This window comes from Brevibacterium sp. GP-SGM9 (assembly GCF_047300845.1).
Classification (GTDB): Bacteria; Actinomycetota; Actinomycetes; order Actinomycetales; family Brevibacteriaceae; genus Brevibacterium.
Genome location: NZ_CP178563.1, coordinates 19,639 through 32,208, shown reverse-complemented (window position 1 = coordinate 32,208; position 12,570 = coordinate 19,639). Strand labels below are relative to the sequence as shown.

Below are 12,570 nucleotides of genomic sequence, written 5' to 3'. Positions count from 1 at the left end.
GGATGTTCCCGCTCAGCTCTCGACGAGGCTCTTCTCGGATTCGACCCGTGCCGTCTCCGGATCCGAGGCGAGCAGGATGTTCACCCATTTCGCCCGCGGGTCCGCATCGACGAGCAGCGCCTTGAGCAGCAGGGTGGCCGGAAGCGCCAAGAGCGCACCCAGCCAGCCGAGGACCCATACCCAGAACAACAGCGAAAGGAACGAAATCAGCGGAGTCACCCCCACGGACTCACCGGTGAACTTCGGTTGGATGATCGCCTGGATGACGAAGTTGAGCACGCTGTAGGCGATGATGACCCACAGTCCCGACTGCCATCCGCTGTCGACAAGGGCGAGCAGAGCCGGCGGAATCAGTCCGATGACGAACCCGATGTTGGGGATGTAGTTTGTCAGGAATGCGAGCACACCCCACACCCACACCAGCGGCACGTCGATGATCGCCAGGGCGATGACGTCGAGGAATGCGACGATGAGGCCGAAGATCGTGGCCACGACCCAGTAGCGGCGCACACCGCTGGCGAAGTCGCCCAATGATGTCGAGAACGCGGGTTTGATGTCGAGGAGCATGCGCATCCGCCGGTCGATGCCCAAGGAGTCCATGGCGACGAAGAACACGGCCATGACCACGGTCGTGAGCAGTCCGGCCACCATCGACACGTTCGTCAGCAGCGGGTAGACGGCGTCGATGATCGAACGGACGTTGAACTGGCTGAGCTGCTGTTCGATCACCGAAGAGGTCACGCCGATGTCGGAGAGGAACGCGAGCATGTTCTGATACGTCGTGACGAGTTCGTTGCTGTAGCTGGGGATGAGGATGACGAGTTCGGCGACCGACCACGCGGTGAGGCCGAAGAACGCGAGGATCATGCACAGCACCAGCACCACCGAGATGCTCGCTCCGATGGCGCGGGGCACCTTCACCCGGGTGAGGAACTTCTGCAGCGGGTAGACGACGATGTAGAAGTTCAGGGCCAGGAACACGGGGGCGATGATGTCCTGGAGTCCGCGGAAGAACATCAGGGCATACGCCACCCCGGCCAGGGTCAGCGCGATGATGAGTGCCCGCGGCAGCGGCTTCGCATGCCACGCCCGTTCGCCCGTCGGGTGCTGTTCGGCTGAGGCCGCCGAGGCGGCTCCCGAGTTCGAGTCGGAACCGGCAGTCGAGTCCGCGCCGATGGTCGAGGCAACATCGACGTTCGAGTCGGCACCGACCACCGAGGCGACCGAAGGGGAATCCTCGGCCGAGGCGGCAGCGTCATCCCCCGCCGAGGCTCGGGCATCTGACGCATCGCCGTGCACCTGAGTGGGCACTTCCTCCTGCGAGGTCTCCCCCGCTCCCTGCGTGGGATCGTCTTCGGATCCCCGCCTCACGTCCCGAGCATCATCGGTCATTCAGCGTCCTCGCCGCTTCTCCCGAATGCGCATCGACACCTCGATGGGTGTCCCCTTGAACCCGAAGGTCTCACGCAGACGCCTGACGATGTAGCGACGATAGCCGGGATCGAGGAACCCGGTGGTGAAGAGCACGAACTTCGGCGGCCGCGACTGCGCCTGCGTGCCGAAGAGGATCCGCGGCTGCTTGCCGCCGCGCACAGGGTGCGGGTTGGCGGCGACGAGTTCACCGAGAAAGGCGTTGAGTCGTCCCGTCGGGATGCGCGTGTCCCAGCTGGCCAGCGCGGTCTCCATCGCGGGAACGAGCTTCTCGGCATGCCGACCGGTCTTTGCAGAGATGTTCACTCTCGGGGCCCAGGCCACATGTCCCAGATCGCGTTCGATCTCGCGTTCGAGGTAGAAGCGACGTTCGTCGTCGAGCAGGTCCCATTTGTTGAAGGCGAGCACGACCGCACGCCCCGCCTCGGCGGCGGTGGTGACGATGCGAACGTCCTGCTCACTCAGCGGTTCCTGGACCTCGAGGAGGACGAGGGCCACCTCGGCGCGTTCCAGCGCGGTCTGCGTCCGCAGCGCCGCATAGAAATCGGCGCCGCTGGCCTGATGGGCACGCCTGCGGATTCCTGCGGTGTCGACGAACCGCCACTGCTTCCCGCCGAGGTCGATGAGCTCATCGACCGGGTCACGGGTGGTGCCGGCGACATTGTCGACGAGCACACGGTCGGAGCCGATCAGCTGGTTGAGCAGGGAGGACTTGCCGACGTTCGGACGTCCGACGAGAGCCACCCGGCGCGGGCCGCCCTCTTCGATCCGGGTGTCGACGGCGGAGACTTCGGGCAGAACCGTGAGCACCTCGTCGAGGAGATCGGCCACTCCCCGACCGTGCAGGGCAGAGACCGTCCAGGGCTGGCCGAGGCCGAGTCCCCAGAGTTCGGCGGCCATGAGTTCGCCGCGTTCGTCATCGACCTTGTTCGCCGCGAGGAGGACGGGCTTCTTCTTCCGGCGCAGCATCTTCACGACCATCTCATCGGTCGAGGTCGGTCCGGTCGTCGCATCGACGACGAGGACCACGGCATCGGCCATGTCCACGGCGATCTCCGACTGGATCGCGATCCGCGAGGCCATGCCCTTCGAGTCCTGATCCCAACCGCCGGTGTCGACGAGGGTGAACTCCTTGAGATTCCATTCCGCGCGGTAGCTCACCCGGTCGCGGGTGACGCCGGGAACATCCTCGACGACGGCCTCGCGACGGCCGAGGATCCTGTTGACCAGGGTCGACTTGCCGACGTTCGGGCGTCCGACGACGGCGAGGACGGGAGCGGCCCCGAGCACCTCTTCGTCCTCGAACTCGAAGCCGCGGGCCTCGAGCAGGGCGCGGTCCGCGTCTTCGAGCTCATAGCTCTCGAGTCCGGCCTCGAGCGCGGTCGCCCGCTGCTCGGCCTCCTCGTCGCTGATGTGTTCGAGACGCTCGGCGAGGTTCTCGTCGGGGTTCTCGTGGAATTCGGGTTCGGTCATTGTGAGTCCTTCACCAGCTGCAGCACCGTCTCGACCACCTGGTCGAAGTCGATGTCGCTGGTATCGAGTGTGTAGACGCCGTCGGCGGCTTCGAGGAAGCTCGTCGTCGCCGAGTCCTTGGCGTCGCGGCCGGTGACCTGGGATTGGGTGGCGGCGATCGCCTCGGCGTCGGCATTGCCGTGCAGCTCCTTGGCCCGGCGGGCCACGCGCACCTCGTCGCGGGCGGTCATGAGGATGCGAACCTGCGCGTCAGGAGCGACGACGGTGGTGATGTCGCGGCCTTCGACGACGATGCCGTCTCCGGCCGCCGCGATGTACTGGCGCTGCATGTCGATGAGCTCTTCACGTGCGTCGACGACCGCGGAGACGGTCTGCACGTTCTCGGAGACCTCGGCTTCGCGGATCTCCTCGCTGACGTCGATGCCGTCGACGGAGACGAAGAACTCATCGGGATCGGTCGAGATCTCGAGGTCGACTCCGCGGACCTGCTCGAGGACGTCGACGGGATCGGTGACCCCGCGGTTGAGGCACAGCCAGGCCATCGCCCGGTACATCGCGCCGGTGTCGAGGTACTGGTAGCGAAGCCTGCGGGCCACCTCCTTGGCGGTGCTCGACTTCCCCACTCCGCTGGGCCCGTCAATGGCTACGACGCTCATGCAATTCCTTCTTTCTCGATGGCGGATTCGGGAATCTGCCATCCCTTCGACAGCAATCCGATTTCCAGCTCCTGCTGGGTGGCCGGCACCACGGAGACATCGACGATGCCGAGTCTGCGACCCGGGGCATGGTCCATCCGGAAGTCCTCGACGTTGATGCCCAGATCGCCGATGTCGTTGAACAGCCTGGCCAGACTCCCGGGCGTGTCCGGGATGAGGATCGTGACAACAGCATAGGCGGTCGGTGCCTGACCGTGCTTGCCCGGAATCCGATCGTGACCTTCGTTGCCCATGGCGATCGCCTTCGCGATCACTCCGGTGGCACCGGGGCGCAGATCTCCGGAGTCGTCCCCGATCTCGAGGGCGCCGATGACCTCGTCGAGTTCCGTGCGCAGGTCGAGCAGCACCATGCGGATCTCTTCGGCGTTGCCGGCGAGGATCTGCGTCCACAGACGCGGATCCGAAGCGGCGATCCGGGTGACATCGCGCAGTCCCTGTCCGGCCAGGGAGATCTCCTCGAGCGGCGCGTGGCGCAACTGGGAGGCGACGAGGGAGGCAAGCACCTGCGGAACGTGGGAGACCTTCGCCACCGCGGCATCGTGGATCCGCGGATCGAGGTGGATGACGGAGCCGCCGGTGGACTCGGCCATGGCGATGACCGCGCCGAGGCGGTCGACCGGAGTGTTCTCATCCGAGCAGATCACCCAGGGTCGGGCCGTGAACAGGTCCGAGCGGGCGGCGATGGCTCCGGAGCGTTCCCGTCCGGCCATCGGGTGGCACCCGATGTAGCGGTCGAGATCGCGTTCGGACACCAGCGCACGCACCGATTCGAGGAGGCGGGTCTTGATGCTCGCGACATCGGTGACGGTGGCCTCGGGGTAGGTCTCCAGCGCCGAGGCGATGACCCGGGCTGCGACGTCCGGCGGGGTCGCGACGACGACGATGTCCGGATCGGCCGATCCCCCGGCCGCCAGCACCCCGGCGCCGAGGTCGGCGGCGAGCTGCTGGGCGGTCGGTGAGGTGTCTTCGAGGGTGACTCGGTGCTGCTGCGCACTCAGCGCGAGCCCGAGGCTGGCACCGAGGAGCCCGGTGCCGATGATGTGGACTCTCACAATCCGACGGCCTCGAAGAGTTCGCCGACCTCGTCAGAGCGCAGCGGACGGATCTTGCCCTGCCGCTGTTCGTCGAGGACGATCGGGCCGAACCTGGTGCGCACAAGGCGTTCGACGGGATTGCCGACCTCTTCCATCAGTCGGCGCACGATCCGGTTCTTGCCCGAATGCAGGGTGAGTTCGACGACGGAGTGGCCGGGGGTCGAATCGACGAGTTTGAAGTCATCGACCTTGGTGAAGCCGTCCTCGAGGTCCATTCCCGTCTTGAGTCGGGCACCGGCATCCTTGGCCAGCTGTCCCCTGACCTGCGCGAGGTAGGTCTTCGGGATCTCGTACCGCGGGTGCGCCAGACGGTTGCTCAGCTCCCCGTCGTTGGTCAGCAGGATGAGGCCTTCGGTGTCGGTGTCGAGGCGTCCGACGTGGAAAAGCCGTTCGATGTTGTTGCGTGTGTAGTCGGCCAGGCAGGGCCGTCCCTCTGGATCGCTCATGGTCGAGACGACTCCGGCGGGCTTGTTGAGCACGAGGTAGACCTTCTTGGTCTGTGTCGCGATTCTCACCGTGTCCACGTACACGGACTGCGTTTCCGGGTCGATCCGGGTGCCCAGCTCGGTGACGATGCTCCCGTCGACCTCGACCCGTCCGTCGAGGATGAGCTGCTCGCAGGCACGACGCGACCCCAGCCCCGCCTCGGCGAGGATCTTCTGCAGGCGCACACCCCCGCTGACATGGGCATCCGATGTCTGGCCGGAGCCCGAACCCGCCTGCTTGGCAGGCTTCGAGGCGGTGCTGGCACGCTGTTTTCGGCTCGGACGGTTCTGGCGGCCGCCGGGTGCGCGGGGATCACGGTATGGACTCATGGGTCCATTCTCTCAAATCAAACGGCAACTCGTGACATCGACATCATTCTCGTGCGAGTGAGGGCTGCCCCGGGCTGCCCGGATCGTCCTCGAGGTCTTCGTCGAGTTCGTCGACGGCGGCGAGCACCTCGGTGTCTTGCGAGCCGAGTTCGGCCACGTCGGCGTCTTCGGGCAGGTAGGGGGCGAGCTCGGGCAGGTCATCGAGGCTGTTCATCCCCAGGGTGTCGAGGAAGGTCGGGGTGGTGGCGTAGAGCAGCGCCGAGGTGGTCGCCTCCTTCCCGGCTTCGACGATGAGTCCGCGCAGCAGCAGGGTCCGGATCACGCCGTCGACGCTGACCCCGCGGATCGCGGCGATGCGGGGCCGGGAGATGGGCTGCCGGTAGGCGATGACGGCGAGCGTTTCGAGGGCGGCCTGGGAGAGCTTCGCGCTCTGTCCCGAGGTGAGGAAGTCCTTGACGACCTCGTGGTAGTCACCGCGGGAGAAGATGCGGAAGCCCCCGGCAACGTGGCGGATCTCGAATCCGCGCTGCCGGTGGGTCTCGTCGCCGTCGTAGTCGGCCTTGAGGGTCGCGATCGCCTCGTCCACGGTGCCCTCCTCGAGGCCGAGGGCGGTGGCGAGCTCCGCGGTGCTCACCGCGGTGTCGGTGATCATCAGCACTGCTTCGATGCCGGCGAGCACTTCGTCATCGATCATCATTCGTCCTCGTTCTCGTCCACGACGTCCCCGTCGACGGTTTCGTCCACGATGTCTCCGTCGGCCGTCTCGTCCTCCTCGGCGCTCCATGCGCCTTCGGTGCGCAGGTCGACTCCGTCCTCGCTCGTCTCCGTACGTTGGATGAGCAGCGGGCCCAGCGGCTCCTCCTGGTCGAAGTCGCAGAGTCCGACCTTGAAGAGTTCGAGCAGAGCAAGGAACCGGGCGACGACGACGAGGGTGTTCTCCGCGGTCTCGAGCAGGGACTGGAAGTCCACGTCCCCGGCCCGCAGCAGGGACAGGATGTGTCCGCGCTGTTCGGAGACGCTGACCAGCGGCAGGTGGATGTGGTCGACGGCCACGCTCGGTGGAGTGTGGTCGCGTTGGAGCACGGTGGCGAAAATCCCGGCCAGCTCACCGGGGCCGATGCCCAGCTGCAGGGGCGGCAGCACGTCCTGGAACTCGGGTTCGAGGCCGACGTCCCGGGGTGCCCGGATGGAGCCGGCGGCCATCGTCTCGGCGAGGTAGCCGGACACGGACTTGTAGGCCTTGTACTGCAGGAGCCGGGCGAAGAGGAGGTCGCGGGCCTCGAGGAGTTCGAGGTCGAGCACCTCCTCACCCTCTTCGTGCGGGAGGAGTCGGGCGACCTTGAGATCGAGCAGGGTCGCGGCGACGAGGAGGAACTGGGAGATCTCGGCAAGATTCGCCCGATCCTTGAGCTCGGTGGTGTAGGCGATGAACTCGTCGGTGACTTCGGCCAGGGCGATCTCCGTGACGTCGAGACGACGCTTCGAGATCAGCCCGAGCAGCAGGTCGAAGGGGCCGGAGAAGTTCTCCAACTCGACCTGGAAGCCCTGCGCGGAGGTCTCGGCCGACTCGTTCGAGTCCGGGGTCTCGCCGACGGCACCGTCGCCGTCGGCCTCCCCGTTGACACTGAGGACAGTCTCGCTCAGGGTGCGCCTCCGCGGGAGATGAGCTCCCTGGCCAGCTTGCGGTAGGCCTCGGAGCCGGGGTGCTTCGGAGCGAAGCTGGTGATCGGTTCGGCCGCAACGGAGGCGTCGGGGAACTTCACGGTGCGGCTGATGACGGTGCTGAAGACCTTGTCGTCGAAGGCCTCGGTGACCCGCGACATGACCTCCTTCGAGTGCAGGGTCCGCGAGTCAAACATCGTCGCGAGGATCCCGTCGATCTCGAGCGAGGGGTTGAGGCGGTCCTGGACCTTCTCGATGGTCTCCACGAGGAGGGCGACACCGCGGAGGGCGAAGAACTCGGTCTCGAGCGGGATGATCACTCCGTGCGCGGCGGTCAGCGCATTGACGGTGAGCAGGCCCAGCGAGGGCTGGCAGTCGATGAGCACGACATCGTATTCGTCGGCGACCTTCGCAAGTGCCCGGGCGAGGACCTGCTCGCGGGCGACTTCGCCCACGAGCTGGACCTCGGCGGCGGAGAGGTCGATGTTGGCCGGGAGGACGTCGATGTCGTCGAAGTCGGTCTCGACGATGACCTCGTGCGGGTCGAGTCGGGGGTTCATCAGCAGGTTGTAGACGCTGATCTCGAGGTCGTTGGGGTTGAGTCCCAGCCCCACCGAGAGCGCCCCCTGCGGGTCGAAGTCGACGAGGAGGACCTTGCGTCCGTACGCGGCCAAAGAGGCGCCGAGGTTGATCGACGAGGTGGTCTTGCCGACCCCGCCCTTCTGGTTGACCATCGCGATGATGCGGGCGGGCCCATGCGAATCCAGCGGTGCCGGTTCGGGAAAGTCCTGTGCCTGTGCCTCAGCGGACTTCGCATTGGGGATGTCCAACGCCTGTTGCGTATTCATCACTCGGATGGCCACCTTTCGTTGCTCTTCGATCCAACCCTACCGCGCCCGAGGGTGCGAGGTCGCGTACACTTCCCGCAATGTCTCCTCGGAGACCTTCGTATAGATCTGCGTCGTCGTCACCGAGGCGTGTCCGAGCAGTTCCTGGACCACGCGGATGTCCGCCCCGCCCTCGAGCAGGTGCGTGGCGAAGGAGTGTCGGAAGGTGTGCGGGGACACCTCCACCTCGAGTCCGGCGTGTTCGGCTGCGTCCTTGACGATCTGCCAGGCGCTCTGTCGTGAGAGCCGGGTGCCGCGGGCGTTGAGGAACAGTGCCCCGGCCGGTGAGTTCGCCTTTGCCTTGGCCGCCATGGTCGGACGCACCCGGCTCACCCAGGCCCCCAGGGCGGTCGCCGCATGCGAGCCGAAGGGCACGATGCGTTCCTTCCCGCCCTTGCCGTAGACGCGGACCAGCTGGGTCTCCAAGTCGAGGTCGTCGAGGTCGACGCCCACGGCCTCGGAGATCCTGGCCCCGGTCGCGTAGAGGAGTTCGAGCAGCGCTGCGGCCCGGATCTGGACCGGTTCCTCCCCGGCCGTGGTGGCCAGCAGCGCTTCGATGTCATCGAGGGAGAGTGCCTTGGGCAGACGCAGTCCCTCCTGCGGCGGGCTGACCTCGGAAGCCGGGTCGGTGGGCGTGAGGTTCTCCGTGAGTGCAAAGCCGTGGAAGCGCCTCACCGCGACGAGAGCGCGGGCACGGGTGCGCGCCGCCAATCCCGAGTCGAGGAGGTGGAGGGCGAAGGCTTCGATGCGTGCTCGGTCGACCTCGCCGAGGCGGCCGATCCCCTGCTCGCCCAGCCAGATTCCGTAACGGCCGAGGTCACGGGCGTAGGCGTCGATGGAGTTCAGCGACAGGCCGCGTTCGAAGCGCAGGGAGGCCAGATAGGACTCGAAGCCCGGGCGCAGGTCACCGGGGAGGTCGGGAAGGAGTTCGGCGCCGTGCCGGGCCACGGTGGACCCTCAGTCGTCCCGGTCGGCCAAGTCGTCCCGGCCGTCGACCCCGGCACGGCCGGCCAGGTCGTCCCGGCCGTCGACGAGGCGCCGAGGTGACCCGACCTCGCGGGTGCGCATGGGCTGGCCCGCGGCCTCGGCCTGCAGCACCCGGGAGACCTGGAGGATCGCGAGCTGGGCGATGGAGTTCGTGATCTTCCCGGCTCCGATCGCCTCGAGCGCCTCGTCGATGCTCACCCAGCGGTAGGCGAATCCTGCCTCTTCCTCGCTGCGTTCGTGGCGTTCGGCTTCGGGAACGAAGCTGAAGTCGCGGGCGAGGTAGAGGCGGATGGATTCGCTGCTGCCGCCCGGGGTCAGGCAGGAGTCGCTGAGGACTTCCCAGCGGGCGGCGACGAGATCGGCCTCTTCGGCGAGTTCGCGCTGCGCCGCGTCGAAGGGGTCCTCGCCGGGAATGTCGAGCAGTCCGGCGGGCACCTCCCACAGGCGGGCGCGCACGGGATGACGGTACTGCTGAACGAGGAGGATCTCCCTGTTCTCGTTCACACAGGCCACGGCCACGGCACCGGAGTGGGCCATGAGGTCGCGGACGAGCCCTTTGGCCTCCGGCAGGTCGAAGGTGTCGCGGACGATGTTCCACACGGCACCCCGGTAGACCACCTCGGAGTCGGTGATCTCCGGCGTATACGGCTCGTCGTGCAGCTCGCCCACTCCGCTCACTGCCTCTTCAGGGCTGCGGCGACGAGACCGGCGAAGAGCGGGTGCGGCCGCGTCGGACGGGACTTGAGCTCGGGGTGAGCCTGAGTCGAGACGTAGTACGGGTGGTCGGCGGTCGGAAGTTCGACGAACTCCACCAGCTCACCGTTCGGTGAGGTGCCCGAGAACACGAGCCCCGCCTCGGCGAGCTCATCGCGGTAGGCGTTGTTGACCTCGTAGCGGTGACGGTGGCGTTCCTGGATCTGGGTGGATCCGTAGACTCCGGCGACGACGCTGTCGTCGCCCAGCTTCGCCTCGTAGGTGCCCAGTCGCATGGTGCCGCCCAGGTCACCTTCGCCGTCGACGATGGAGAGCTGTTCGGCCATGGTCGCGATCACCGGCACCTGCGTGTCGGGGTCGAACTCGGAGGACGAAGCCTCCTCGATGCCGGCGACGTTGCGTGCGTATTCGATGACCATGCACTGCAGGCCCAGGCACAGGCCCAGCGTCGGGATCTGGTGGGTGCGGGTGTATTCGAGCGCACCCAGCTTGCCCTCGATGCCGCGGATGCCGAAGCCGCCGGGCACGCAGATCGCGTCGAGTCCGGCCAGGGCCTTCGCCGCACCCTCGGGTGTGTCGCAGTCATCGGACTGGATCCATTCGACCTTGACCCGAGCATTGTTGGCGAAGCCGCCGTGACGCAGGGCCTCGGTCACCGAGAGGTAGGCGTCGGGCAGGTCGATGTATTTGCCGACGATGCCGATGGTGACCTCATGGGCGGGGTTGTGGACCAGTTCGAGGACGCGGTCCCACTTCGTCCAGTCGACATCACGGAAGGGCAGGTTGAGGCGGCGGATGACGTAGACGTCGAGACCGCCGTCATGGAGGACCTTCGGGATGTCGTAGATGCTGCGGGCATCGACGCAGGACACGACGGCCTCGGTGTCGACATCGCAGGAGGAGGCGATCTTCGCGCGGATCGAATCGGGCAGCTCCCGGTCGGAGCGGAGCACGATCGCATCGGGCTGGATGCCGATCGAGCGCAGCATCGCCACGGAATGCTGGGTGGGTTTGGTCTTCAGCTCTCCCGAGGGCCCGAGGTAGGGCACGAGGGAGACGTGGATGAAGAAGACGTTGTCGCGGCCGACGTCGTGACGGATCTGCCGGGCCGCCTCGAGGAAGGGCTGGGACTCGATGTCGCCGACGGTGCCGCCGATCTCGGTGATGATGACATCGGGTCGGTCCGCCTCGGGGCGTTCGGCCTGGGCCCGCATCCGCGACTTGATCTCATCGGTGATGTGCGGAATGACCTGGACGGTATCTCCCAGGTAGGCGCCGCGGCGCTCCTTGGCGATGACCGAGGAGTAGACCTGGCCTGTGGTGACGTTGGCCGCCCCGTCGAGGTCGTTGTCGAGGAAGCGCTCGTAGTGGCCGATGTCGAGATCGGTCTCGGCGCCGTCCTCGGTGACGAAGACCTCACCGTGCTGGAAGGGGTTCATCGTGCCGGGATCGACGTTGAGGTAGGGATCCAGCTTCTGCATGGCCACTGTGAGGCCGCGCTGGGTGAGCAGGTGGCCGAGGCTCGAGGCCGTCAGTCCCTTACCCAACGAGGAGGCGACGCCTCCCGTGACGAAGATGTGCTTTGCCGTGTTTGTGCCGCCTGGGGCAGTTCGATTCACCACGGGATTTGATTCTATCAAAGTCCGGCGGCCGATTCCGGCGTCGCGGCGACCTCGGCGTAGAGATCGAGCAGCGTCGCGGAGATCGCCGCCCCGTCCTGGACGTCGATGACCCGCTTCTTCGCGGCCACGGCCTGCGAGCCGCGACCGGCGGGATCGTCGAGAAGATGATTGATCTCACGCAGCAGCGCCTCGGTGTTGTCCGGGTCGACGCTGCGGGCGGCCTCGCCCCAGATTCCGGCGCGTCGGGCGCTGCCGATGAAGACCGCGGGCTTCGACAGCTGCATGAGGTCTTCGTGGGAAAGTCCGGTCATCGACTCACTGGCGATGACGACATCGGCGGCAGCGACCACGTCGACGAGGTCACCGGCGGCCGCGACGATGACGCCGCGGTCGGAGAACGCCCGTTCGATCGTGGAGCGGTCCTTGCCGGTGCCGGTGAGCACCGTGACGACATTGCGGTCAGGGCGCTTCTGGTTGATCTGGTCGGCGGCGTCGAGGACGGTGGCCAGCGCGGTGTGGTCGCGCAGGGCGATGGGGGTGGCGATCATCCAGGTGCCCTCGCCGATGCCGAGGTCCTTGCGCACCTCGGCGCGCGGGGTGCGGACCGTGAGGTCGACGTCGATGTCGGGGTGGACGAGTTCGGCGCGTTCGACGACGGGCACCTTCTCACCGAAGTAGTCGACGACGGGTTCGGTGGTGCCGAGGATGGCGGTGGCGGTGCGGCCGACGATCTCGGCTCCGGTCTTGTCGATGACGTTCGCGGAGTCGAAGGATTCGATCGTCGCGACGACCTTCGGGTGCAGGCGGGCGGGCAGTCCCGTGAAGGCGAGACCGGCCAGGGTGGACGCGTGCAGGCCGTGGGCGTGGACGATGTCGACGTGACGATAGTGCTTGTGGAGTGTGAACGCGGTTCCGGGGTCGGCCGTCGTGAGCTTGCGCCGGGCGGTGAGTTCGATCTCACGGAAGTTGTCCGCGAGTTCTTCGGAGACTCCGAAGGTGCCCAGCAGCGACCGGTGGGCGGCGACGGCGACCTTGAACCCGGCCCGCAGATGGCCGAGCACAGCGAGTTTCGCCACTTCGACGACCGGGCCTGTGGTGTCGGCGAGCACATGCAGGATCCTGGTGTCTGCGCTCAGTGGGTGGACCTCGCCGGATTCGCTCATTTCCTC

General features: G+C 66.8%; 12 protein-coding genes. All 12 read right to left on the bottom strand.

Features of this window, described 5'->3' with window-relative positions:
* Positions 1-12 precede the first annotated feature (12 nt).
* Positions 13-1,392 (bottom strand): AI-2E family transporter, encoded by a 1,380-nt coding sequence (locus ACH82I_RS00140; protein WP_413334653.1) that lies wholly within the window; start codon positions 1,390-1,392, stop codon positions 13-15.
* Positions 1,393-2,904: a ribosome biogenesis GTPase Der gene (gene der, locus ACH82I_RS00135; RefSeq protein ID WP_413334650.1), complete on the bottom strand. Its 1,512-nt coding sequence runs from the start codon at positions 2,902-2,904 to the stop codon at positions 1,393-1,395. It abuts the gene before it with no gap.
* The gene (gene cmk / locus ACH82I_RS00130) at positions 2,901-3,560 is read right to left on the bottom strand and encodes a (d)CMP kinase (RefSeq protein WP_230744340.1); all 660 of its coding nucleotides are present in this window, start codon (positions 3,558-3,560) and stop codon (positions 2,901-2,903) included. Before cmk ends, der begins: the two co-directional genes overlap by 4 nt.
* Positions 3,557-4,672, bottom strand: coding sequence for a prephenate dehydrogenase (locus ACH82I_RS00125; protein WP_413334647.1), 1,116 nt, complete (start codon positions 4,670-4,672; stop codon positions 3,557-3,559). The genes cmk and ACH82I_RS00125 overlap by 4 nt, the downstream gene beginning before the upstream one ends.
* On the bottom strand, positions 4,669-5,529 hold the full coding sequence (locus ACH82I_RS00120) for a pseudouridine synthase (RefSeq protein WP_413334645.1): 861 nt from the start codon (positions 5,527-5,529) through the stop codon (positions 4,669-4,671). Before ACH82I_RS00120 ends, ACH82I_RS00125 begins: the two co-directional genes overlap by 4 nt.
* A gap of 43 nt (positions 5,530-5,572) precedes the next feature.
* Positions 5,573-6,226 carry an SMC-Scp complex subunit ScpB gene (scpB, locus tag ACH82I_RS00115; protein WP_413334642.1) on the bottom strand — a complete coding sequence of 218 codons (654 nt, stop codon included), beginning with the start codon at positions 6,224-6,226 and terminating at the stop codon, positions 5,573-5,575.
* Positions 6,223-7,059, bottom strand: a complete 837-nt coding sequence (locus ACH82I_RS00110; RefSeq protein ID WP_413334641.1) for a segregation and condensation protein A — start codon at positions 7,057-7,059, stop codon at positions 6,223-6,225. Before ACH82I_RS00110 ends, scpB begins: the two co-directional genes overlap by 4 nt.
* Before the next feature lie 110 nt (positions 7,060-7,169).
* The gene (locus tag ACH82I_RS00105) at positions 7,170-8,039 is read right to left on the bottom strand and encodes a ParA family protein (RefSeq protein WP_413334638.1); all 870 of its coding nucleotides are present in this window, start codon (positions 8,037-8,039) and stop codon (positions 7,170-7,172) included.
* A 39-nt stretch (positions 8,040-8,078) separates the two neighbouring features.
* Positions 8,079-9,026 (bottom strand): site-specific tyrosine recombinase XerD, encoded by a 948-nt coding sequence (gene xerD / locus ACH82I_RS00100; protein ID WP_413334634.1) that lies wholly within the window; start codon positions 9,024-9,026, stop codon positions 8,079-8,081.
* Positions 9,027-9,035: 9 nt separating this feature from the next.
* Positions 9,036-9,734 (bottom strand): NUDIX domain-containing protein, encoded by a 699-nt coding sequence (locus tag ACH82I_RS00095; protein WP_413334631.1) that lies wholly within the window; start codon positions 9,732-9,734, stop codon positions 9,036-9,038.
* Between the two features lie 5 nt (positions 9,735-9,739).
* Positions 9,740-11,419, bottom strand: coding sequence for a CTP synthase (locus tag ACH82I_RS00090; RefSeq protein ID WP_413334629.1), 1,680 nt, complete (start codon positions 11,417-11,419; stop codon positions 9,740-9,742).
* The gene (locus ACH82I_RS00085) at positions 11,416-12,564 is read right to left on the bottom strand and encodes a group 1 glycosyl transferase (protein ID WP_413334628.1); all 1,149 of its coding nucleotides are present in this window, start codon (positions 12,562-12,564) and stop codon (positions 11,416-11,418) included. Before ACH82I_RS00085 ends, ACH82I_RS00090 begins: the two co-directional genes overlap by 4 nt.
* Positions 12,565-12,570: the final 6 nt, after the last annotated feature.